Raw genomic sequence first — 19,836 nt, 5'->3', positions numbered from 1 at the left:
TTTTCGTGGTTTTTAAGGAGTTGTAAATTATTTCTGGCTCTGCTTTAGCTTTTCCCAGTCTGCCAAAAATGCCTTGAGTCCATTATCGGTAAGCGGATGCTTGAGCATTTTGCCCAAAACATCCGGCGGTAGTGTCACTACATCGGCTCCAATCTTTGCTGCCTCTACTACATGCATTGGGTGTCGAACACTAGCTACCAGAATTTGTGTCTTGAAATTGTAATTTTGAAATATCTGTTTTATTTCTGCAATCAATCCCATTCCATCTTGGCCAACATCATCCAGTCTTCCAATGAATGGGCTGACATATTTTGCACCAGCCTTTGCAGCCAGAATTGCCTGATTTGGCGAGAACACCAGAGTAACATTAACTGGAATTCCCTCCGATGAGAAGCTCTTGCATGCCTTGAGGCCATCTGCAGTCATTGGTACTTTGATTACAACATTTGCGCCATACTTTTTGAGTCTATGTCCCTCATCCATCATTCCCGTATAATCGGTCGCAACAACTTCCAAGCTTACATCACCTTTGATGATTTTGGTAATCTCCTCCATTGCCTTGAGCGGATCACCACCTTCCTTTGCAAGTAGTGATGGATTGGTAGTTATGCCATCCAATAATCCCATGTCATTGTATGATTTTATGGATTGTAAGTTTGCAGTATCAAGGAAGATCTTCATTTTTTCTTACCTATGATCTCTTTGACTGCTTTTGCTATATTAAGTGATGTTATACCATGTTTTTCCAAAAGCAGTGGAATCTCTGCATCACGCGCAGACTCGCCAAATCTGTCATTGACACCAATGCGCTTGATTGGAACTGGGTATAATTCTGATATCACCTCAGATGCTGCAGAGCCAAATCCTCCCATTATGTTGTGCTCCTCACATGTTACTATACAGCCAGTTTCTCTTGCAGACTTTTCCAGTAATTCAGAATCAATTGGCTTTACTGAAAACATGTCTAGCACCTTACAAGATATTCCCTCTTGTTTTAGAGAATCAGCTGCATCAAGTGCCATCTTTACGGTAAGACCACATGCTGCCAGTGTACAGTCTGTCCCCTCCCTCAGTGTAATACCTTTTCCTATTGTGAATTCTTGTGAGTCTTGGTGAACTATTGGTGACACAGACCTTGTCAATCGCATATAGTGCGGGCCATATCGTTGCGACATGATCCAGGTAAGCTTTGAAACCGCCACAGTGTCTGCTGGTATGAGTACCGTCATGTTTGGGATGACTCGCATTATTGCAATGTCTTCTATTTGCTGGTGCGATCCGCCGTCTGCACCTACAGATATTCCGCCATGAGAAACAACCAGTTTGACATTTAGGCCCTTTTTGTCTCCAGGTGATGGATATGCAATTGCATTTCGGATCTGATCAACGCATCTTCCGGGAAGAAATATTGCATATGTGCTTGCAAATGCAGTCTTGCCAGATATTGCCAATCCTGCAGCAACTGATACCAGGTTTGCCTCGGCTATTCCGACATTGAAGAATCGATTTGGGAATTTTTTCCCAAAATCCGCAGTCTTTAGTGAATCAGTAGTGTCAGCACCCAAAACTACGACGTTTGGGTTTTGCTCTCCAAGTTCGACGAGTGCCTTGCCATAGACGGTTCGCATATCAGTCATGTCCCCAATCATGTGTATCCAAGCTCCCTTGCTATTGCGGTAAGGTGATTCCTTTTCTCGCCTATAGTATGCAGATCAATCCACTTTGCCACAAGTTCGTTTCCTCCAAGATCGTGCGCCTTTTGGAGCAATCCCTTGCGTCTGGCATGTGCAATTTTGTTCCTAAATTCACGAATGACTCCACGCACGTCTTGCTGTCCTATTATGGCGCTTCCGCCAACAAAGGCTCGTGCCCCATCTGCAAAGCACAATCCAATATTATCAAGTGTGACGCCACCGTCTGCTTCGATGTATCCATCAAATCCATTCTGGTTTAGTGTTGAGATTAGTTGTTGTGTTTTTTCGTGTGTAGACTCGATGTATTTTTGGCCAGACTTGCCAGGAACTACAGACATTACAATCATCTGGTCTAATTTTGGAATAAATGGAATTGCCCATTCTGGTAGATTTGTGTCTGGATTTATTGCAAGACCAACTCCTACCTGATTTGCCTTTAGTATATCATGAATTTGACCGAAGCTGGACGCATCACATACTTCGGCATGGACGGTTATGATATCAGAGCCCGCATCAACATAGTCTTTGACATACTTTACCGGCTCGTTTATCATCAGATGAGTATCAAATGGTATTACAGTTAATGGTCTGAGCTCGCGAATTTTGTTGTGATCAAATGTCTTGTTCGGTACAAACATTCCATCCATTACATCAAGATGGATATAGTCAGCACGTCCGTTTGTGCATCGCTTTACCTCGTTTTCCAGATTTGTCATATCACCAGCTATTATAGATGGTGCAATCATTGCCTGTGAATCGATTTCCATGTCTATGATTGGGACAAATTCCTTCTTTGGGGCTTGACCGTGCCACTTGGGATTGTCCTCCATGTGCTCGACTCCCTTGCCTTTGATGGTACGTGCGACGATGATTGATGGGGCGCCCTTGGTTTGTGTTGCCTTTTTGATTGCATGATCCAATTGTTCTATACGATGCCCGTCAATGTCAATTACGTTCCATCCAAAAGATCTCCACTTGTCGCCAGTCTTCCATCGGCTAGCATCCTTCCACATTTCCGATAGATCATCGCCTACCAGTTCCTCATCAAGTGGCATGACTTTTTCTGTGTAAGAGTCCTGTTGGATGAAATTCCTATCCAAAATGGCAGTCAGATTATCGACTTTGTATTTTGCACCAGTCATTGCAGCCTCCCAAACTTGGCCTTCGTCGGTTTCCCCATCGCCCATTACTGTAAATATTCTAGTTGGTTTGCCGTCAATTCGTGCCGCCAGTGCACTTCCAACCGAAAAAGACAATCCAATTCCAAGTGAGCCTCCACAAAACTCCACGCCGGGGCATTTGAGGTCTGGATGTCCCTGCAGTCGGCTTCCAAATTTTCTTAGCGTATCAAGCTCTGATGGATCAAAATATCCAGCAAGTGCCATGTTTGAGAACAATCCTGGAGAGGCATGTCCTTTTGATAAAACAAGTTTGTCACGATCCTCCCAGTTTGGATTTTTTGGATCGTACTTGAGATATTTGAAAAATATGCACCCCATAATCTCTGCCATGGAAAAAGAACCACCGGGATGGCCAGATCCTGCGTTTGAGGTGGCACGAATTACAAGTTTGCGCGCCCGTCTAACATTTTTTTTAATTTGATAATAGTTGAGGCCCATTTTCAATCAGATTTGATAATTGGAAGTAAAGACACGGTCATGTTTTGAGGCTGCTTGCAAATTCAATAAAAAGCTATTTTCCCTCAATCCTTTAATCTCGATCCAACGTGATAGTACCATGGATCTGGGCAGGATGGTTCCACTTGTCATTTATGATAACCAGTGCTATCTGTGCACCAAGTTTGCAAAGGCAGTAAACTTTTTGGCAAGAGGAAAATTGTTGTTGGTTGGTCACTACACTGAGCTTGGTGAAAAGTTGCGAGGACAAATTCTTGATTCCAGTGCACTGGAGATGTTTTGGTTTGTTGATGGAAAAACTGCATTTGGTGGACGAGCTGCCCTAGTACCATTAATCTCTGCGATTATCCAATCAAAAGGCTCAGGAAACAAGGAATTTGAGAACAACGAAGCATGTGATGTGGAATGCAAAAATGTAAAGGCCGTATTTGTGCGCTCTGCAAGTCTGCTAACAAACAGCAAAAAACTTGCAATCAATGCCATATGAAAGTCATATAATTTCACAAAAAGATCTAATCCATTCAAACACCATTTTGCATATACAGCCTCAAGGCAATGATTTGTGTGTCAGACAAACCAGAGGAAAAGAAAGGATTCGTAGCAGAGTTTGCTCATTTTCTCAAGACTTTTGGAATCATAGGTCTTGCAATAGCGTTTGTAATTGGTGCAGCTGCATCAAAACTAGTCACTGCACTAGTCAGCGATATAATCAACCCAATAGTAGGTCTTGCATTACCATCTGGTGATCTTAAAACATTACAATATTCCGTGACAAACCAATTCACTGGCGTTACATCCGATTTCAAGTACGGAGACTTGATTGCAAACATTATTGACTTTTTGATAATTGCAGCAATCGTATTCATGCTATACAAGCAGCTATCCAAATTCAAGCTTGTAGAAGACAAAACAAAGTGAGCAGCAATGTCGGCAGTTTATTTCCGCAAAACCCCGGCCTTGTATCAGAAACGATCAAATAGCAAATTCAGAGTAAATATTTTAGAAATTAATTAAAAGAAAATGTTAGTGGTGATGTCCACCGCATCCACAGGAGCCGTGTCCCATGTCTCCCATGCCAGAGTCTCCGTCCTTTTTGGCACAGATGTTACACTTGTTGTGGCCTAGAGGGGAAAAGAAGCTCTTTCCACAGGATATGCATTTTGTACTTGACATGTTTTTGTGTTGGAATGATCCGGTATTTATCAATAAGCCCAAATCTTAATAGAGACAAAAAAGACGAGCCAAAACTGTGCTGATAAGAACAGAAAACTCAGATCCTCTCAAGAAAAAAACAAAATCGCTTTGCTATTTTGTTGCAGAAAAATCAGATCTGCCACTTGGGTTCCCAAAAACCGCACAAAAACTAACAGAAGCAGTAAGAGAGGCAGTCAAAGAAACCAAGGCAAAGCTTGGCGCAATATCCATCATTCATACTCACGGATTGATTGCCGCCCAGAGAATTTTGGTTGCAGGTCTTGGGCCACGCCACAAAATAACGCATGAATCACTTAGGATTACATCCGGAAAAATTGCCAAAAAAATATCCGAAATAGGCCTTGATGAATATAGTTTAGTGATTCCAAATAATTTGCCAGTCAACGGTAAAATCACCACAAGTGCAATAGTAGAGGGTGCAAAACTATCACTATACTCATTTGATAAATATAAAAAAGAAAAAAAATCAAAATCCCCAAACCTCACCATACTATCCTCTGATCAAAAGATCTCATCAATAGTATCAAAGGCAGACACAGTATCAGACGGTGTAATTTACACAAGGGAAATAGCAAATCTTCCACCAAACGAGTGCAACCCAGCACAACTTGCAGGCCTTGCAAAATCATTATCATCAAAGAACAAGCTAAAGTGCGTGGTATTATCCAAATCAGAGCTAAAGCAGAAAGGATTTGGTGGAATAACTGCAGTAGGCCAGGGAAGCAGAAACGAGCCAAAACTCATCGTACTAGAGTATAACGGCAAAAAAGGCGACAAGCCAATCATACTAGTAGGTAAGGCAGTCACATTTGATACTGGTGGCATCTCCATCAAGCCAGCAGACAAGATGGATGAGATGAAGTTTGACAAGTGTGGTGGTTGCACTGTACTTGGAATAATGAAGGCTGCATCAGAATTAGAGCTACCAGTGAATCTGGTCGGCATAATACCATCAGTTGAGAACATGCCTGGAGGCGAATCCTACAGACCAGGTGACATCATAAAACTATACGACGGCAAAACAGCCGAAATCCTCAACACAGACGCAGAGGGCCGCCTCATATTGTTTGATGCACTATCATATGGAATTAAAACATACAAGCCAAAGGAGATAATCGACTTTGCAACACTCACCGGCGCATGCATAGTAGCTCTTGGTGCAAACGTGGCAGGCCTAATTAGCAATAATAAAAAAATTACAGACAAGCTAGCAAAATCATCTCAGAGTACAGGCGAGCAAGTCTGGCAGCTACCAATCAATGATGACTACATGGACATGATAAAGTCAGATTATGCAGACATAAGAAATACTGGTCCTGGCAGAGTTGCCGGAACAATTACAGCTGCTGCATTTTTGGCAAACGCAGTCGGTACCACACCATGGGCACATTTTGATATTGCCGGAACTGCCTGGGTGCAGGGAGGATCAAAAGAAAAATCATACAATCCAAAGGGAGCAACGGGATTTGGTGTCAGATTAATTCTTGATTATCTTAGTAGCCCCTAGAGTTTCTATCCGGCGTTCCAACGTTAGAGTTTCTAAATCCATGTTTTTCCATCATGTGGTTCATGAAACGTATGTCATTTTCTAATTGTTCGCCGCACACTGAACAAATTGGCATAAAATAATACCAAATATTCTTGTATAATAATTTGATTAAAAGATGCCAGCACCACTACTTCCCAAGGGCTCTCGCACCTTAGTAACACAGTGGCGACATTAGGTTTGACTTCCAGGTTCGGAAAGAGACTGGGTCGCGCCCTAACACTATGGCCGGCTTGTTAGTCATCGTACAATTGTTCTGTATTAAGATTACGACCACATTCACGAATGAGGTATAAATTGACCGGCCCAAAGATACGGTTGTGACCCATCGAGTAGCGGTTTTAGACAAGGAATTATGCCAGCCCAAAAAGTGCGGCCTTGAATGCATCAAGTATTGTCCAGTAAACAAGTCCGGCGCAGATTGTATCATAATGAATGAGGAGATAAAAAAGGCGCAAATCGATGAGGACATTTGCAATGGGTGCGGAATCTGCGTCAAGGTGTGCCCATTTGAGGCAATCACCATAGTAAACCTAGCAACAGAACTTGGGACTGACAAGATTCACCAGTATGGAAAAAACTCGTTCAGGCTTTATCGTCTGCCCACACCAAAAAAGGGTGAGGTCGTAGGCCTCTTGGGCAGAAACGGTATGGGAAAGAGTACCGTGGTCAGTATCTTGTCTGGGAATCTAAAGCCAAATCTTGGGGAATATGAGAATCCTCCAGAATGGGACCAAATTCTAAAAAGATTTGCAGGTACCGAGCTAAAGGATCATTTTGAGAAAATTAAAAATCAAACAATAAAGGCCGCAATAAAGCCACAACAGGTCTACAACATATCTCAGGTCTTTGATGGGACCGGTAAGGAACTACTAGACAAGTATGACCAGCGAGGAGCCGCCACCGATCTGATCAGAGAGCTAGACTTGAAAAATTCTATTGAACACCATGTAAAGGAGCTCTCTGGTGGAGAGCTACAAAGGATTTCCGTAGCAGCTGCTGCATCGAGGGATGCGGACTTTTACTTTTTTGATGAGCCATCATCATACAACGACGTATTTCAAAGAAGAGGAGTAGCCCGAGTAATCCATGGCTTGGCAAACATTGGAAAATCAGTAATGGTAGTAGAGCATGATCTGACCCTACTCGACTTTTTGTCTGACTATATTGAGATTTTGTACGGAGAGCCGGCAGCATATGGTATTGTGTCTGGAATTCTATCCACCAAAGTAGGGATCAATGTATTTTTGGATGGATATCTACCAAACGAAAATGTTCGATTCCGAGACAAAAAATTCAGCTTTGATGTGTCATCATCCCAAGATGATTTTGAAAAGGGCGAAGTTCTAATCAATTATCCGGCGCTAAAGAGAAACTATCCCGCATTTTCAGTTACAGTACAGCCAGGTCAGGTAAGGCGAGGCGAGGTAATGGGAATAATGGGTGCAAACGCACTTGGCAAGACAACAATGATGAAAATGATTGCAGGTGTCGAAAAGCCAGACGAGGGAACAATAGACAAGGCAGTCACCATATCATACAAGCCTCAATACATTCCAAATGACTATGATGTTGAGGTCATTTCAGTATTGGACAAGGCAAACGAAGGTCCAATCTTTGGCAGCATAGAGGAAGAGCAAATCGTGGATCCGTTAAAGATCAAAAAACTATACAACAAATCCATCAAGAATCTCTCCGGAGGAGAGCTGCAAAAAGTGGCAGTTGCCACATGTCTTCTCAAAAAAGCAGATGTCTATGCACTAGATGAACCATCAGCATTTTTGGATGTCGAAGACAGAATAGCAATTGCAAAGTTCATTCAAAGATTTGTCCGATCATATGCCAAGTCGGCCATCATAATTGATCATGATATTCAGCTAATGGACTTGATATCCGATACCATGGTAATCTTTGAAGGCGAGTCAGGAAAGGAAGGTCATGGAACATCAACTATGAGCAAGGCAGATGCAATGAATCGATTCTTGAATTCGCTTGATATCACATTTAGGCGAGACGAGCAGACACTAAGGCCTCGAGTCAACAAAACCGGCAGCAGACTAGACAAGCAGCAAAAAGACACGGGCAATTTCTATTACAAGAATTGACACGAATGCTAAAAAAAGCACTGCAGGGAGTGCTAACAGAGCAAGAAGCAAACGATCTGTATTCAGCATTTGATCAAATAGGCGATATCATTGTGGTTAGAATTCCAGACTCCTTACTATCAAAGAAAAAAATAATTGGTGAAACACTCCTAGAAGCGGTGCGTCCGGCACGCTCTGTATTTTATCAAAGCTCTGATGTCTCAGGTGACTTTAGGACAAGAAAGCTAGAAGTGATTGCGGGTGAGGACAATACCGAAACAGAATACCGAGAATATGGTTGCAGATTCAGAGTAGACGTGGAAAAGGCGTTTTTTTCCCCAAGACTCTCAACTGAACGAAAAAGAATAGCAGACTTGGTTCAAGACGGCGAGGTTCTAATCAACATGTTTGGTGGAGTCGGCATGTTTTCTATTGTGGCAGCAAAGATGAAAAACTGCACTGTGTACAATATTGACCTAAATCCTCATGCTTCCAAGCTCTGCGAGCAAAACATCAAGCTAAACAAAAAGATGAAAGGAAAAATCATATCAATTAATGGCGACGCGTCCCAGGTGGTAAAAGAGCAGCTCCAAGATACAGGCGATCGTACCCTGATGCTATTGCCTGAAAGATCAGATGAATTCCTAGATTCCGCAATACTTGCAACAAAATCAGGTGGCGTGATTCATTATTACTCGCACCAGCATGCAGACAAGCGTCAAAATGCAGTGGAACTATCAAAACAACACTATTTGCAAGTCAGTCCAGTCAAGTCCGAAATTCTTGGCGGCAGAATGGTGCGAGCAGTAGGCCCACGATACTACCAAATGGTAGTTGATGTAAAAATTACAAAATAATTACTTGTCGTCAGGCAAGATTGATGATGGGGATGATTTCGTTGTTGCCATCATGTAACCAATCCAAGATATCACACCCAGTATTCCACCTGCAATCATTAGTACTGAAAGCTGTAAGACAATTGGACTCCACTCAGATAACATCAACAAGTACGCATATACAAAAAATCCTCCAATGCATGAACAAAATATGAAAATACCCATCATTTTGCGTCTTGTCATTTAGCTAAACACTTTATCCAAAGTATATGAATCTAGTATGTAAATTCGATGGCCATCAAAAATGCGTCCTCGCCATCCCTATAGTATGCCTTGAGTCTTTGCTTTATGAAAAATCCCATCTTCTCGTATAATCGGACTGCGTCAGTATTGCTACATCTCACTTCCAGATACAGTTCATCACATCGCTTTGATTTGATTCCCTCAACACATTCATCGATTATTGCTTTGCCCAGCCCCTGTCGTCTATACTCTTCCAGTACGGCAACAGATACGACGTGTCCCTTTTTGACAAATCCGAGTTTTTTGAAATTTGAAAATCCATATTCTGTTTTGCACATGATGTATCCGACAAGCTTTCCTTTGTGTTCTGCAACCAAGAATGCTTCAGGCAGCTCTGCTAAAAGACTCTCATAGAAATAATCGGAATAGTGCTCAGGTAAGGTTTTCAGATTTATCTCCATTACAGGTATGAGATCTCCTGGCTCACATCTTCGTATGATGAAATCGCCGGTCTGGTTGTTGATTATCTGCATTGTAATGATATTCTTGTGCAGTCGATATTTAACGTTAAAGTAGAAAATCGTACAAATCAATTAATCCCGACTTGGGATTTTGTTAAACAATGAGTGAGCCCACGCAAGAGCAGGTCATTTCTATTGTATCATCCACGTTTGAGGTTCAGGCAGTAAACATCACACTTGAGAAGATGGAGTTTGAGATAGCAGATGCAGAATTTAGGGAGAAATTTGTCGCACTGGCACAAAAACTAGAATCAATTGGAATAATCTGCTTTTTGCAAAAATCAGCGGACAAAACTATAATTCAAGTAAATCGACTCCCACCAGAATCAAAAAAGAAAAAACTGCTCTCTCGCGCATGGATTCAGCGAATCCTCTTTGGAGTGGTAGTTGCTTTTGTGATGGTTGATGGATATTACAGGACACTTGGTGTAAACAGCCTGATCTATATTGGAGATCCATTGGATTTTGCCATTCTCTATACAATATCTCTGGTTGGGATCTTGGGCATACATGAGGCAGGGCATTTGGTTGCAGCCAAAATGCACAAGATACGTACCTCTTGGCCGTACTTTATTCCTGGTGTACCAGTCATAGGACTGCCAACGTTTGGTGCAATGATCCAATCCCGCGGCCTTTTGATAAATCGAAATATTGTATTTGATGTAGCAATTGCAGGACCATTGGCAGGCCTAGTAATTGCTATTTTGGTCTCGTTTTATGGTGCATATACCTCACCAATTTTGGATCAATCCATCGTAGATGCACTGCCAGATGGACAATTACGAAAGCTGGATGACAGCATATTCATGACACTTGCCTTGGCCACATTTGGCAAGGCAGGCCCAGACGTTGAGGTGTTAATGTCACCGGTATTGTTTGCCGCGTGGCTTGGGTTTTTGATCACATTTCTGAATTTGCTTCCTGCATGGCAGCTTGATGGTGGACACATGGCGCGCACAATTTTTGGCCAAAAGATTCACCGCATCGCAACATATGCAAGCGTTGGAGTGTTGTTTTTGTTGCGATATGAGATGATGGCAATATTCATTTTGATATTTAGCATGAGAAACATGAGTGTACGACCACTAGATGATGTCTCACCATTATCAAAAAATAGAAAATTGCTTTATGTTTTGGTCATAGCGCTAGCAGTTCTATGTGCACCACTACCATTCTCAGTTTGGCCCAAGTAGAATTCTTGCGCCATCCGGAACAATAGAGATCTTTTGTCTTGCGCCCTGGTGTTTTAGTACGTATTCAAATGTTTCTTTGACGCCATCAAACGAAATCACATTTAGCTTTTTGATGTAAAACTCTGGTAGCACAGAAACCAGGCCAATCTGCAGTTTCTTTTGAATCTCTGATAGGTACAGCAAGTCTTCCATTCCATCCACGTATTTTGCCGGTTTTTGTAGTCGCTCAACACTCATTCTTCCTTCTATGTATTGGCGTATTGCCTCAGAGCCAATTCCTGCTCTACACTCCCCAAGCAGAATTGCCATGCCATCATCACGTATAGCAGTGTAACAGTTCCAAAGCGAATTCAGAGATTTGCCTAGTGTATCATTACTTGCGTCTTTACCGGTGCTAATCAAAAGAGTACGGTGTTTTTCTATTGATTTTGTAAATCCGCTCATTGTTTTGGATATTGATAGTGTACTTGATGGATGACCTATAGCAAGATCTGCTATTCCCTTTTGGTTTGCCACAATTTCAATTGCAGATATCTCAAATGTACCTGCAAAGTTTTTTGCAATCTGGATGCTCTCTGTCTCCTTACCAGGATTCGGCAGATTTCCCTGTCGCCTCTCATATGCCAATAGCATTTGGTCTTTTCCAAATCTGCGCAAGAGTCGCGTAGCTATGGTATCAAATCCAAACAAGCCATCAAACTCCATCTCGCCAACAAACACTAGATTGGAATCAACATTTTCAATTCCCTCAAATGCCAAGACCTGGCTTTCCGGTGGAAGATGAGCACGTACTAGATTCATTATTTGCTTGTCTGCAAAGACCTTTGGCCGCGGAATTGCCTTTTGTGAGCATTTCTCAAAAATTATTGAGAGTATCTTTTGTATGGCAGGAGTGTGATTTAGTACTACAAGTGTGAGGGGTTTGCTCAGATCCATCGTGTCCATCTTTTCATAAATTTGAGATACATCAAGTGCCGGTGCATCTAGCTCGATTTTTTGGTCCAGATTTTCTGCCTTTATATCAAGAACTACATCAGTTGGTCCATAGTTTAACCAGATTTCAGGCACACATACCCCACAAAACAAAGCAAAATAAATCCAGTCTAGTAAATTTTGGTATGGAGTTTGTAAAAGAGTTTGCAACATTTTTGCATCAAAGTGGCATTATCAAGTTCGGGGATTTCACTCTGGCAAGCGGAAAAAAGAGCTCCTACTATGTAGATTTGAGACTAGTTCCTAGCTATCCGCACCAGTTCAGACACATGATAAAGCACCTGCAGAGCCTAGTCTCAGAGCAAATTGGCTTTGATGATATAGATTCCATTGCGTCGGTCCCAACAGGAGGCCTAGTCATTGCATCGGCCTTGGCATATGAGCTTGTAAAGCCGCTTGTCTATGTCAGATCCCAGGCAAAGGAATACGGAACAGGCAAGCTTGTAGAGGGAATCGTAAAGCCAGACATGAAGATTCTACTAATAGACGATGTTGCAACAACGGGCGGCTCTGTCATAAATGGAATAAGGGAGCTAAAAAAATCAGGCACAAAGATAACTGATGCATATGTTATTGTAAATAGGTTAGAGGGCGCAGATTCGGCACTACAAAAAGAAGGAGTGAAACTGCACCACCTTTTGGACATAATAGAAATTGCCAAGATCTTGCATCAACAAAAACTAGTCGATGATTCCGTCTTGGACAAGGTCCAAAAACAAGTAGCCGGGACTCAGCTGTCGTAAATCATCAGGTCTTTTTCTTCTAGTGTGTTGTGCAGATTATGAACAGATCGATACACATCGCTTTCCTTTTTTGCACCTGTGCAGACAAGCTTGCCTGATGCAAATAACAGAATCACGGTCTTTGGATCAAGCATTCTGTGTATCAATCCTGGGAATTGCTCCGGCTCATACATGCTTCGCGGTAAGGTCCTTGCTGCCTGCTCCAAGTGGATTTTTCCGCAAAGATTGCCCGAGGCCACTATGTTTTGAACGGTGACAATTGCCTCATTTTTTATTTTGATTCCGCCTTTTCTTAGCTGCTGTACAACTGTTCGCACTGCCTTTACTGCCATCTCTTCGGATTTGCCTCCGGTGCAAACCATCTTGCCAGATGAGAAAATCAAAGTTGCAGTCTTTGGGGATTTGATTCTAAACACAAGTCCGGGGAATTGATCAGGATTCCATTCTGTGTCTGGAAATTTCTTTGTGATTTCGTTTAGATCCACTTTTTGATCTATTGTTGCAGATGCAACAACATTTTCAATACTGACGATTGGTTTTGTTTGCGGCATCTTTTTGTTTCTTATATATGGCTTGTATTTATAGTGAAACGATAAAACAAAAAGTTTGGCAGCTCAGTCAAATGCCTTCACATCATGATTCAGATATAACTCTGATTCTTCATTGCGGCCAATGATTCTTTGATGTGACTTCTTTTATTGATTATCCCACTGCGAGACTTTTCGAGACGGACAAACTGGATCATTTTAGAGCGTTGTGCCTATGGAAATGGTTGGATCATTCCCAGATAGTGTGCAGCGATTTGGATCATTGTAATGTTGCAAGTACCTTAATCAGACATATTTTGGTGCCATTTGATAATTCAAAGCACGCAGTTCATGCATTTGGCCACGCATTGGATTTGGCAAAAAAGTATGGCGCCGCAATAACTGTTGTTGCCATAACAGATGAAAACCAAGACTCTGAATGGGTAAATGACACCCCAAGCAGACAAAAAATAATCGCAAAGAGTAGAAACGCCGAATTCAGAAGAATCTTCAAGGTGTTAGAAGCCGATGCCGCAAAATTCCAAATTCACATTAGCTGCATGATTTTAGAGTCAAACACAATATCAGAATCATTGATCTCTTTTGCAAGTTTGAAAAAAGTTGACTATATCGTAATGGGCACACACGGAAAAGGAATGGTAAAGGAAATGATGCTAGGCCGAGTATCTACCAGCGTTGCATTAAATGCTCATTGTCCAGTAGTATTAGTAAAATAATGGGCCCAAAGGATTCCACAATACTCAGCCTATCGAAGCCTACAACGGCAGAAAGCCATCGTGGGGCTTAGAATACCACTTCATACTTTTTTGCAGAAGAGTAAAAGAAATCATCCGAATCCATAGGTAAAGGGTTCAAGATGAATATGATGAAATCGGACAAGCTCCTCATTTCATCATAAATGTGGCATCAAAGCATGCACCGTTGCCGGATTCTGGAACATAAACCACATGAGAATGAGCGTGTATGGTGTTGAACATCCATTCTATTTCATCATCACCATTGGTTTTGGTAATGTGGTAACTACAAAGAAATGAACCATTAAAATGTTGCATGATCTCATGCAGTTTTTGCTCAACTGCCAGCTCTGCCCGCTGTCCATTGTTGGCGCTAATATCTTTGACTATTCGTCCCGTCATCCTAACATAGGTTTTAGTATATCGCTGCGCTATCTTCATGACTTCGTCAAGCTTTTCTAGTGCGTCTTTGACACCGGAATCTGCTTTGTGTGAGATTTGAAATATGTGTAGCGTGTCATTTTTTTGAAACAGATCCACATCAATTCCGAACCTCACCATTTCATCTTTCATGAATTCTGGCGTTTCACTGGTAAAATACACTACGTGCTGGCCTTTCATCAAACCACTATGCAGATACCTGTACTGGATGGCCAATCCATCCTCTGGTTTTTCATAAAACATTATGGCGTGGTTCCCAAATTTTTCATTATCAATAAATTCATGTGATTGCATTTTGTAATCGTCATTCATATTTTGTCCAATCCAAGCTTTTGAACAAGTTCCTTGACTACCCCATAATTCTTCAAGAACTCGTGTCCTCTTTGAGTCAATGACAATGACGGAGTTTTTTGTAACATCTGCTTACTTTCCAACTCTGTAAGATACTGTGTCAGTTTATCGTAAGCCATATTGCTTTGGAACTGCACTCTTGTTGGCTTCACTTCTTCATCATTACTGGCTTCATTGCTAATTGATCGTAAGATATCATAATACATCTCTAACTTGTGTCGCTTGTCCCTTTTCGATCTTCGTATACTCATATCCAAATATAACACAAAGTGAGGTATCTTCATTCATAAAACACTTGCTATTATGTAAAAAAAATTCCAGATTCACATCACAAATATGCTTTTTTTGATTAATAAAGAGAACTCATCTTGACGAGTGTCAAAAAACGTATAACAACAAGCATCAAGCTGCACGAGCCCTATATGGAAAATTGATCAAATAATGTACATGAAGGTCATGATGGTAGATGATCATACTGGCATCTTTGTAGAATATTCTGATTGCACATACAAAAGAAAACAAAATAAAAAACATCACGCCGTGTTTTTGATTTCTATTGTGACATTGTCTGCATGTGTAGGTTATTGCTCTCATGAATTCATGTTGTTGACAAATCTCGTATTGCATGGAAACAGTTCACAATATGTGACACAATATCTCAGAGGAGATACTATAGGCACTTGGAATCCGTGGCACCTTGCTCAGAATGAAGCAGTAACCATCGATATTGTAAATGAGGCAAATCTGTCGCAAGATAAGATATCCGTAGTGAAAGACGCCATTCTGTCTACACAAACTGTGACCATAGATGATTCTGTATTACACAAGGGGTTTGAGGGAAATACATCAACATATTATGAAGGATGGGCTGGAGCACTAAGAAGCATCAAACAGAAAACAAAGTACGTCATCCCAACACAATTCGATTTTGTTGACAATAATGGACGCAGTGGAGACATCACCATAACATTATCCAATGAAAGAATTGAGGGCTACACCGGATACACGAGATCAGTGACAGAAGGCAATGCAATTCTTAAATCATTTATCATAATTTATGACGCGTCAAATCTGTCGGATCAACAGCTGGCCGCCATAGTGAGGCATGAGTTTGGTCATACTATAGGCCTTGGACATTCTACTGCTCCTGAGGATCTGATGGCGCCCACAATCTACATGATTCTTCCTTACATTTCTGAATGTGATATTGATGCAATTATTGGGCTTTACGATGGAAACCAAATGGGTGAGATAATATGTCAAAAATGATCTACACGCCAAGCAATATTGATGACGGTACAAAAGACTCACGGCAAAGAATCTTATCCGACAAAATTCGTGACACATTTGCAGACAAATTAAGGAATCCGCTTGTACCAATCAGGACATATGCAGACATGCTTACTGAGGGCAAATTTGGGAATCTAAATGAGACTCAAAACGAAAAATTGGAAGTGATTAGGCAATGCGCGTCATTACTAGGCAAAAACATTTCCGACATACTGGCCATGCTTGATGCCATGAATATGTTAGAGAGTACAGAAGACCAAACTGTGAAAGACAGAAGGATGAGGCATAGAAGTAAATATTGTGACGATGAAGTCGGAGGAGCTCGCAAAGGTGCTAGAGTTGTTCAGCAATCTGAATGACGGCAATACAAGCAGCGAGTCGCCACGGCAGATGAATCTGAAAAACTAATTGCCGAAGGATGGCAATACGTCGGAACTCTTCCAAACGGAAAGGTTGTGCTAAAACAGGGCCCATCGAATATGTAAGAGTGGGCCCAAAGGGCTTCGATCCCTTGGCTCACCGGTTATGAGCCGGTTACTCTACCAAGCTGAGTTATGGGCCCTCAAAAAACAGATTTCTTTTGTGTATAAAAGTTATAGAGATGTGCAGTAGCTTTCGTAGCAGCTATCCAAAAGATGATTTTGTGCATCTAGTGATTTTTCAGCAACTGCCAAAAACTCGCCGTGTCTTTCTTCTGGAATTTTATCTAGGATTTTTTCCCATGTTGCTGCATGTCTAATGTCTGCTTCCATGTGCAATCTGAAATATTCCGTTGCATCAGGTGTAGTGATGCCATAGAATTTCTCTAGGCCTTCAAGTTTTGTGTGGGAGATTTTTGGAATCTCTTTTTCAAATGCATACATTGCTGCGGCTCCTGCCTCAAGCGATGTCATCAAGCCAGATAATTCAGTTACTGCGTAGTTTGTCTTGTCCAGACCAGAGTATGAGGTGATGTTCTCAATGCCCAATGACACAGCAAAGTGAGCCCATGGCTCAATGTGTTCTGCTTCTTCTTGCTGATTTGCCTTGATTTCACTAATCATGTGTGATGGTGTAAATTTTACAATTTCACCAACAAATGACGGAACTGCTTTTACCATTTGAAAGTATTCTTTGGAATAGCCTGCAAGCATTTCTTTTGATAATTTGCCATCACTCCACATTTGATAAAACGGATGCTTTAGCAAGCTTTTCTGCTCAATTAGTTGATCAATTTTTTTTGCAAGAGAATTCATATCAAGTATCAATTTGTGCCAATAAAAAAATCTTTCATGTCCAAAAGATTTTAAGCTCTAGATACGGCGATGCAAACAGGCTCCTGTGGTGTAGTCCGGTCAAGCATGTCGCCCTTTCAAGGCGGAGATCCCGGGTCCAAATCCCGGCGGGAGCACCTACAACTATTAATACTGTAAGCGAAGAGAATCGCCAGTGTAGTTTTTTGGATCGAAAAAATCTGAAAATCAATCCTTTACTTGACACATACAAAGAGTATATCCAAAAAATAGACAGCGCACTAGAATCCGAATTATCACTATACTCAAAATCAGAATTCATGCAGCCCCTAATGTATGCAATAGAGGGCGGAAAAAGAATCAGACCATTAATTTTGCTTTTGGCATCAGAGTCCATAGGTAAGGTAGATGAGCGCGCATATACTGCAGGTTGTGCAGTAGAATTTTTGCACACAGAATCTGTAATCCATGATGATATTATAGACAATGAGACCTCAAGGCGCCACAAGGATCCGTTCCACATCAAATACGGATACAATACCAGCATTTTGACTGGCGACTTTGTTTTGGGATTAATCCTAAACATATCATCCAGACTAAACAACCCAAGAATTACGCGTGATCTGGCAAACACTGCCATGCTAATGAGTGAGGGCGAGGTGCTAGAGACAAGGCTAGAGACCAGCCAAGATCTTACATTTGATGATTATCTGAAGGTAATCGAATACAAGACCGCAACCGCATTTGAGGTCTCTGCAAGGCTTGGTGCAATCATTGCAAATGGAACCGAGGACCAGATCGTTGCACTATCAGAATATGGCAGAAACATTGGCATTGCATATCAAATACGAGATGACCTGATTGATTGGAAAAATGAGGACAAGCTGTTTAACTTGCTGGTAAAGCGAAGTCTTGACCCGCGTGATATTTTTAATCACATGGAAAAAATGCTAAAAGACTATGCAGGTAAAGCCGCATCAAGCCTCAGAATAATACCAGACAATGATGCAAAATCACATTTAGAATATTTACTAAGACTGACTACGTTGAAGGTGTAAACGTAGTTCCAAGTACTGGAACTGCGTTCTTTGCAAATTCTATTACTGGATCTGGATAGACACCAATTCCAACTAGGAAGATTATCGAAAATATCATCACGCCAATGATTGCCTTTGGCTCTTTGATTCTCTTTTCTGTCTCTCCCTCAAAGTACATTTTTCTGATGATCCAACCATAGTATGCCAGAGATAGTGCAGAGTTGAGAACGCCTGCTATTGCAAGCCATCCAGCCCATGCCGGTAGTCCTGGTTCTAGCGCAGAGCCAAACAATAACAATTTACTCCAAAATCCTGCAGTCGGTGGAACACCTGCCAGTGCAAGTAATGATATTACCAATCCCAGTGATGTGATTGGCATCTTTCTGCCAAGGCCCTTTAGCTTCTCAATGTTGGTAATTCCAATTGTAGTTACAATTCCAGCTATTGCAATGAATGCCGCACCCTTCATCACAGAGTGATTCAAGACATGGAACAATGAGCCCTGGATTCCAAGCGAGGTAAATGGAGCAACTGCCAAGCCAATTAGGATGTAGCCTGCATGGCCTATACTGGAATAGGCAAGCATTCTGGAGATGTTCTTTTGCATGATAGCTGCAATGTTTCCTACAGTCATGGTCATCACAGCAATTACTCCCAATGCAAGTGTCCAGTCTATGTTTAGTGCAATTGTTCCCATTATTATGACTCGAAGGGCTGCAGCAAATCCCGCCTTTTTGGTTCCAGCTGCCAATAATGCAGTGATGGTAGGCGGTGCCCCCTCATAGGTATCTGGCAGCCACATGTGGAATGGGACAAGGCCCATCTTGAATCCAAATCCAGCAATGAACATGCCAACTGCCAGTAGGGCAAGTGGCATCATGGATGGATCCAGGTTTGCAAGGCCGGTCATCACATCTCCAATGTTTGTCGAGCCAGTTAGGCCATAAACAATAGAGATTCCGTATATTATAATGGCAGACGATACTGCTCCAAACAAAAAGTACTTGAGTGCTGCTTCATTTGAGCTTGGGTTCTTTTTCATGAATCCCGCCAAGACATATGTCGGAATTGACATTAGCTCCCACGCAACAAACAACATGACAAGGTCAGTCGAGTATGCGACTAGGACCATTCCTATTGTGGATAGTAAAATCAGCGAATAGTACACTGGTGAGTGCGCCTGATTGCGCATGAAATTAAACGAGCCAGCAGTGGTAAGGATTGCCACAATCAACATTGCAATTGCAAATAGTCCGCTAAAGGAGTCATTTGCCAGAACATCTCCTGAGAAGACTGCTGCCGGTGGAAGCTGGTTTGTGAATATCTCATAGCCAACATATCCAATCGATACAACTAGTGCGCCAAATGCAATTGCCGCATAGAAAGAGTTGGAGCCTTTTTCCTTTCTGACTACACTTATCACTGGCAGGATCATTCCTATTGTACCAAGAATCGCAATCAAAATTATTGGAGTTGAAGTAATCTCTATCATCGAATC

General features: G+C 41.7%; 24 protein-coding genes, 2 tRNA genes and 1 rRNA gene. 12 read left to right on the top strand and 15 right to left on the bottom strand.

Features of this window, described 5'->3' with window-relative positions:
- Window positions 1-27: 27 nt before the first annotated feature.
- The 3 genes from fsa to SU86_RS01980 are packed head-to-tail and all read right to left on the bottom strand — an operon-like array spanning window position 28 to window position 3,313.
- Window positions 28-681 (bottom strand): fructose-6-phosphate aldolase, encoded by a 654-nt coding sequence (fsa, locus tag SU86_RS01990; protein ID WP_048187045.1) that lies wholly within the window; start codon window positions 679-681, stop codon window positions 28-30.
- The gene (locus SU86_RS01985) at window positions 678-1,649 is read right to left on the bottom strand and encodes a transketolase family protein (protein ID WP_236687731.1); all 972 of its coding nucleotides are present in this window, start codon (window positions 1,647-1,649) and stop codon (window positions 678-680) included. Before SU86_RS01985 ends, fsa begins: the two co-directional genes overlap by 4 nt.
- Window positions 1,646-3,313 (bottom strand): ribulose-phosphate 3-epimerase, encoded by a 1,668-nt coding sequence (locus SU86_RS01980; RefSeq protein ID WP_048187044.1) that lies wholly within the window; start codon window positions 3,311-3,313, stop codon window positions 1,646-1,648. Before SU86_RS01980 ends, SU86_RS01985 begins: the two co-directional genes overlap by 4 nt.
- 118 nt (window positions 3,314-3,431) lie before the next feature.
- Here SU86_RS01980 and SU86_RS01975 point away from each other — a divergent pair, with 118 nt between their 5' ends.
- Both SU86_RS01975 and SU86_RS01970 read left to right on the top strand, forming a co-directional pair.
- Entirely contained in the window at window positions 3,432-3,818 is a 387-nt protein-coding gene (locus tag SU86_RS01975) for a hypothetical protein (RefSeq protein ID WP_048187043.1), read from the top strand.
- Between the two features lie 68 nt (window positions 3,819-3,886).
- Window positions 3,887-4,249, top strand: a complete 363-nt coding sequence (locus SU86_RS01970) for an MscL family protein (RefSeq protein WP_236687729.1) — start codon at window positions 3,887-3,889, stop codon at window positions 4,247-4,249.
- Between the two features lie 105 nt (window positions 4,250-4,354).
- Here SU86_RS01970 and SU86_RS09845 read toward each other — a convergent pair whose 3' ends face one another.
- Window positions 4,355-4,504 carry a hypothetical protein gene (locus SU86_RS09845; protein WP_177318907.1) on the bottom strand — a complete coding sequence of 50 codons (150 nt, stop codon included), beginning with the start codon at window positions 4,502-4,504 and terminating at the stop codon, window positions 4,355-4,357.
- Between the two features lie 76 nt (window positions 4,505-4,580).
- On the opposite strand from SU86_RS09845, the gene SU86_RS01960 reads away from it, so the two are divergent.
- Complete coding sequence (locus SU86_RS01960; RefSeq protein WP_048187035.1) at window positions 4,581-6,053, top strand: leucyl aminopeptidase; 1,473 nt, start codon at window positions 4,581-4,583, stop codon at window positions 6,051-6,053.
- Here the strand turns inward: SU86_RS01960 and SU86_RS10075 are convergent.
- Both SU86_RS10075 and rrf read right to left on the bottom strand, forming a co-directional pair.
- Window positions 6,040-6,168 (bottom strand): hypothetical protein, encoded by a 129-nt coding sequence (locus SU86_RS10075; protein ID WP_256363750.1) that lies wholly within the window; start codon window positions 6,166-6,168, stop codon window positions 6,040-6,042. The two genes, SU86_RS01960 and SU86_RS10075, sit on opposite strands and share 14 nt — an antisense overlap.
- A gap of 40 nt (window positions 6,169-6,208) precedes the next feature.
- Window positions 6,209-6,328, bottom strand: a 5S ribosomal RNA gene (rrf, locus tag SU86_RS01955).
- Window positions 6,329-6,412: 84 nt separating this feature from the next.
- Here rrf and SU86_RS01950 point away from each other — a divergent pair.
- A complete protein-coding gene (locus SU86_RS01950; protein ID WP_048187033.1) occupies window positions 6,413-8,197 on the top strand; it encodes a ribosome biogenesis/translation initiation ATPase RLI in 1,785 nt (594 codons plus the stop codon).
- A gap of 5 nt (window positions 8,198-8,202) precedes the next feature.
- On the top strand, window positions 8,203-9,033 hold the full coding sequence (locus SU86_RS01945) for a class I SAM-dependent methyltransferase (RefSeq protein ID WP_048189050.1): 831 nt from the start codon (window positions 8,203-8,205) through the stop codon (window positions 9,031-9,033).
- Here SU86_RS01945 and SU86_RS01940 read toward each other — a convergent pair whose 3' ends face one another.
- Window positions 9,034-9,255: a hypothetical protein gene (locus tag SU86_RS01940; protein WP_048187032.1), complete on the bottom strand. Its 222-nt coding sequence runs from the start codon at window positions 9,253-9,255 to the stop codon at window positions 9,034-9,036.
- A gap of 32 nt (window positions 9,256-9,287) precedes the next feature.
- On the bottom strand, window positions 9,288-9,788 hold the full coding sequence (rimI, locus tag SU86_RS01935) for a ribosomal protein S18-alanine N-acetyltransferase (RefSeq protein WP_048187030.1): 501 nt from the start codon (window positions 9,786-9,788) through the stop codon (window positions 9,288-9,290).
- 89 nt (window positions 9,789-9,877) lie between these two features.
- Here rimI and SU86_RS01930 point away from each other — a divergent pair, with 89 nt between their 5' ends.
- On the top strand, window positions 9,878-10,969 hold the full coding sequence (locus tag SU86_RS01930; RefSeq protein ID WP_048187029.1) for a site-2 protease family protein: 1,092 nt from the start codon (window positions 9,878-9,880) through the stop codon (window positions 10,967-10,969).
- Here the strand turns inward: SU86_RS01930 and SU86_RS01925 are convergent.
- Complete coding sequence (locus tag SU86_RS01925; protein ID WP_048187027.1) at window positions 10,952-12,037, bottom strand: nickel-dependent lactate racemase family protein; 1,086 nt, start codon at window positions 12,035-12,037, stop codon at window positions 10,952-10,954. The two genes, SU86_RS01930 and SU86_RS01925, sit on opposite strands and share 18 nt — an antisense overlap.
- 50 nt (window positions 12,038-12,087) lie before the next feature.
- Between SU86_RS01925 and pyrE the strand changes: the two genes are divergently transcribed.
- A complete protein-coding gene (gene pyrE / locus SU86_RS01920) occupies window positions 12,088-12,705 on the top strand; it encodes an orotate phosphoribosyltransferase (RefSeq protein ID WP_048187025.1) in 618 nt (205 codons plus the stop codon).
- On the opposite strand, the gene SU86_RS01915 is transcribed toward pyrE, so the two are convergent.
- Window positions 12,693-13,256 carry a TATA-box-binding protein gene (locus SU86_RS01915; RefSeq protein WP_048187023.1) on the bottom strand — a complete coding sequence of 188 codons (564 nt, stop codon included), beginning with the start codon at window positions 13,254-13,256 and terminating at the stop codon, window positions 12,693-12,695. The two genes, pyrE and SU86_RS01915, sit on opposite strands and share 13 nt — an antisense overlap.
- Before the next feature lie 221 nt (window positions 13,257-13,477).
- Between SU86_RS01915 and SU86_RS01910 the strand changes: the two genes are divergently transcribed.
- Window positions 13,478-13,969, top strand: a complete 492-nt coding sequence (locus tag SU86_RS01910; RefSeq protein ID WP_158507459.1) for a universal stress protein — start codon at window positions 13,478-13,480, stop codon at window positions 13,967-13,969.
- 168 nt (window positions 13,970-14,137) lie between these two features.
- Here SU86_RS01910 and SU86_RS01905 read toward each other — a convergent pair whose 3' ends face one another.
- Complete coding sequence (locus SU86_RS01905) at window positions 14,138-14,722, bottom strand: MEDS domain-containing protein (RefSeq protein ID WP_158507458.1); 585 nt, start codon at window positions 14,720-14,722, stop codon at window positions 14,138-14,140.
- Between the two features lie 14 nt (window positions 14,723-14,736).
- Window positions 14,737-15,030: a winged helix-turn-helix domain-containing protein gene (locus tag SU86_RS10145; RefSeq protein ID WP_048189048.1), complete on the bottom strand. Its 294-nt coding sequence runs from the start codon at window positions 15,028-15,030 to the stop codon at window positions 14,737-14,739.
- 196 nt (window positions 15,031-15,226) lie between these two features.
- Between SU86_RS10145 and SU86_RS01895 the strand changes: the two genes are divergently transcribed.
- Together SU86_RS01895 and SU86_RS01890 are read left to right on the top strand one after the other, a co-directional pair.
- The gene (locus SU86_RS01895; protein ID WP_052755423.1) at window positions 15,227-16,048 is read left to right on the top strand and encodes a matrixin family metalloprotease; all 822 of its coding nucleotides are present in this window, start codon (window positions 15,227-15,229) and stop codon (window positions 16,046-16,048) included.
- Window positions 16,036-16,428 carry a histidine kinase dimerization/phospho-acceptor domain-containing protein gene (locus SU86_RS01890; protein ID WP_048187020.1) on the top strand — a complete coding sequence of 131 codons (393 nt, stop codon included), beginning with the start codon at window positions 16,036-16,038 and terminating at the stop codon, window positions 16,426-16,428. Before SU86_RS01895 ends, SU86_RS01890 begins: the two co-directional genes overlap by 13 nt.
- A gap of 129 nt (window positions 16,429-16,557) precedes the next feature.
- Here the strand turns inward: SU86_RS01890 and SU86_RS01885 are convergent.
- Both SU86_RS01885 and SU86_RS01880 read right to left on the bottom strand, forming a co-directional pair.
- Window positions 16,558-16,631 (bottom strand) — tRNA-Ile (locus SU86_RS01885).
- Between the two features lie 31 nt (window positions 16,632-16,662).
- Window positions 16,663-17,304, bottom strand: coding sequence for an iron-containing redox enzyme family protein (locus tag SU86_RS01880; protein ID WP_048187018.1), 642 nt, complete (start codon window positions 17,302-17,304; stop codon window positions 16,663-16,665).
- Between the two features lie 79 nt (window positions 17,305-17,383).
- Between SU86_RS01880 and SU86_RS01875 the strand changes: the two genes are divergently transcribed.
- Together SU86_RS01875 and SU86_RS01870 are read left to right on the top strand one after the other, a co-directional pair.
- Window positions 17,384-17,459 (top strand) — tRNA-Glu (locus tag SU86_RS01875).
- Window positions 17,460-17,507: 48 nt separating this feature from the next.
- Complete coding sequence (locus SU86_RS01870; RefSeq protein ID WP_048187017.1) at window positions 17,508-18,359, top strand: polyprenyl synthetase family protein; 852 nt, start codon at window positions 17,508-17,510, stop codon at window positions 18,357-18,359.
- Here the strand turns inward: SU86_RS01870 and SU86_RS01865 are convergent.
- Window positions 18,343-19,830: an NADH-quinone oxidoreductase subunit N gene (locus SU86_RS01865; protein ID WP_048187016.1), complete on the bottom strand. Its 1,488-nt coding sequence runs from the start codon at window positions 19,828-19,830 to the stop codon at window positions 18,343-18,345. The two genes, SU86_RS01870 and SU86_RS01865, sit on opposite strands and share 17 nt — an antisense overlap.
- Window positions 19,831-19,836: the final 6 nt, after the last annotated feature.

Source organism: Candidatus Nitrosotenuis cloacae (assembly GCF_000955905.1).
GTDB lineage: Archaea > Thermoproteota > Nitrososphaeria > Nitrososphaerales > Nitrosopumilaceae > Nitrosotenuis > Nitrosotenuis cloacae.
Note: the sequence above shows the minus strand (reverse complement) of the source record. Positions and strands in the feature narration are given on the sequence as shown.

Bases quoted from the DNA above. Each gene is read 5' to 3' on its own strand.
- fsa (WP_048187045.1), bottom strand. From the start codon at position 681: ATGAAGATCTTCCTTGATACTGCAAACTTACAATCCATAAAATCATAC.
- SU86_RS01985 (WP_236687731.1), bottom strand. From the start codon at position 1,649: ATGATTGGGGACATGACTGATATGCGAACCGTCTATGGCAAGGCACTC.
- SU86_RS01980 (WP_048187044.1), bottom strand. From the start codon at position 3,313: ATGGGCCTCAACTATTATCAAATTAAAAAAAATGTTAGACGGGCGCGC.
- SU86_RS01975 (WP_048187043.1), top strand. From the start codon at position 3,432: ATGGATCTGGGCAGGATGGTTCCACTTGTCATTTATGATAACCAGTGC.
- SU86_RS01970 (WP_236687729.1), top strand. From the start codon at position 3,887: ATGATTTGTGTGTCAGACAAACCAGAGGAAAAGAAAGGATTCGTAGCA.
- SU86_RS09845 (WP_177318907.1), bottom strand. From the start codon at position 4,504: ATGTCAAGTACAAAATGCATATCCTGTGGAAAGAGCTTCTTTTCCCCT.
- SU86_RS10075 (WP_256363750.1), bottom strand. From the start codon at position 6,168: ATGCCAATTTGTTCAGTGTGCGGCGAACAATTAGAAAATGACATACGT.
- SU86_RS01945 (WP_048189050.1), top strand. From the start codon at position 8,203: ATGCTAAAAAAAGCACTGCAGGGAGTGCTAACAGAGCAAGAAGCAAAC.
- SU86_RS01940 (WP_048187032.1), bottom strand. From the start codon at position 9,255: ATGACAAGACGCAAAATGATGGGTATTTTCATATTTTGTTCATGCATT.
- rimI (WP_048187030.1), bottom strand. From the start codon at position 9,788: ATGCAGATAATCAACAACCAGACCGGCGATTTCATCATACGAAGATGT.
- SU86_RS01930 (WP_048187029.1), top strand. From the start codon at position 9,878: ATGAGTGAGCCCACGCAAGAGCAGGTCATTTCTATTGTATCATCCACG.
- pyrE (WP_048187025.1), top strand. From the start codon at position 12,088: ATGGAGTTTGTAAAAGAGTTTGCAACATTTTTGCATCAAAGTGGCATT.
- SU86_RS01915 (WP_048187023.1), bottom strand. From the start codon at position 13,256: ATGCCGCAAACAAAACCAATCGTCAGTATTGAAAATGTTGTTGCATCT.
- SU86_RS01905 (WP_158507458.1), bottom strand. From the start codon at position 14,722: ATGCAATCACATGAATTTATTGATAATGAAAAATTTGGGAACCACGCC.
- SU86_RS10145 (WP_048189048.1), bottom strand. From the start codon at position 15,030: ATGAGTATACGAAGATCGAAAAGGGACAAGCGACACAAGTTAGAGATG.
- SU86_RS01895 (WP_052755423.1), top strand. From the start codon at position 15,227: ATGAAGGTCATGATGGTAGATGATCATACTGGCATCTTTGTAGAATAT.
- SU86_RS01890 (WP_048187020.1), top strand. From the start codon at position 16,036: ATGTCAAAAATGATCTACACGCCAAGCAATATTGATGACGGTACAAAA.
- SU86_RS01880 (WP_048187018.1), bottom strand. From the start codon at position 17,304: ATGAATTCTCTTGCAAAAAAAATTGATCAACTAATTGAGCAGAAAAGC.
- SU86_RS01865 (WP_048187016.1), bottom strand. From the start codon at position 19,830: ATGATAGAGATTACTTCAACTCCAATAATTTTGATTGCGATTCTTGGT.